1 pseudogene is annotated in these 1,388 nt (G+C 68.8%); it reads left to right on the top strand.

Annotated features, from left to right (window positions below):
• A pseudogene (locus U9977_RS22790) lies at positions 1-1,388 on the top strand (RHS repeat protein); the annotation flags it as partial.

The following is a 1,388-nucleotide window of genomic DNA, read 5'->3' as shown; positions in this document are numbered from 1 at the left end:
GCTGGCCGGCACCTGGGGGATTTCCGGTAACGACGCCTATCTGGCGTCGGCTGGTGCCGGGCGGAGTGTGGCGGTGTTGCCGGCCGGGTCGGACGGGACGGTGCGGTTCACGCTGCCGACGGCACAGGACATGGTGGGTGTCGCCTTCCGCGTGCAGGACGCGGACAACATGTGGCTGCTGTATGGCAAGCCGTCGGCGGGTCAGCTGGTGTTGGCCAAACGGGTCGCCGGGGTGGACACGGTGGTGGCGACCGCGGCGGGCGGGTGCTGTGCGGCGGGGGATGTGTTCGCGGTGAGTACGGCGGGGACCTCGATCGCGGTGTCGCGGAACGACCGGGTGGTGGCGACCGCGAGTAGCAGTACGTTCCAGACCGCGACGCGGGCCGGGTTGTATGCGCTGGGCACGGGTGCGGGGCGGGTCGGGTCGATCGCCATCTTGGATGATCAGCAGCGGGATGGTTTCACCCGGGCGAACTCGGCGACCAGCGCCGGCAGTACCGATAACGGGGCGGTGTGGCGGCCGTTGGCCGGCACCTGGGGGATTGACGCCAACCGTGCCTATCTGGCGGCGGCGGCGGGGAGCGCGAATCTGCTGGTGACGCCGGCGGCGGCGGACGGGTCGTTCAGTTTCAGCCTGCCGGTGAGCCAGGCGAATATGGGGTTGGCGTTCCGGGTCGCGGATACGGCGAATTTTTGGCGGTTGGTGGCGGTGCCGTCGTCGAGTACCTGGCGGTTGATCAAACGGGTGGGTGGGGTTGACACGACGGTCGCGAACGCGGCGAGCTCCTGTTGCACGGCGTCGGACACGTTGACGGTGGTGACGAACGGGCCGTCGATCATCGTGTTGCGGAACGGGTCGCAGATCCTGTCGGTGACCGATCCGGCGGTGCTGTTCGGGATCCAGGCCGGTCCGTATAGCGAGGGGACGGGGTCGGGTCGGGTCGACGATGTGGTGTTCACCGCGGCGACTCTGCTGATCGACAAGACCGGGACGGCGTCGGCGTTCCGCTCGGATGGCCGGTTGACCAGGGTGACCGATGTGGCGGGCCGGGCGCTGGCGTTGTTCTACGACGCGAACAGCCGGTTGACGCAGGTGCTGAACGTGACGGCGGGGCGGGTGTTGGCGTTCACCTGGTCGGGTGGGCATGTCAGCCAGGTCGCGACGGGCACGGTCGCGGCCGCCGGTGGGCCGCTGGTCTGGTCGTATGGCTATTCGGGCAGCAATTTGACCAGTGTCATCTCGCCGCGGTCGGCGACGCCGACGAGCTATGCGTATGCGTATAACGGGATGTTGGGGCAGACGACGTTGCCGCGGGGGAACGTCGCGGAGACGATCGGGTACAACCTGGATGGGACGGTGGCGTGGCGGGAGGACGGGCTGGCCACGC

This window comes from Protofrankia sp. Cas8, assembly GCF_963555845.1.
Lineage (GTDB): Bacteria > Actinomycetota > Actinomycetes > Frankiales > Frankiaceae > Protofrankia.
This window is presented reverse-complemented; position numbering and strand designations above follow the sequence as displayed.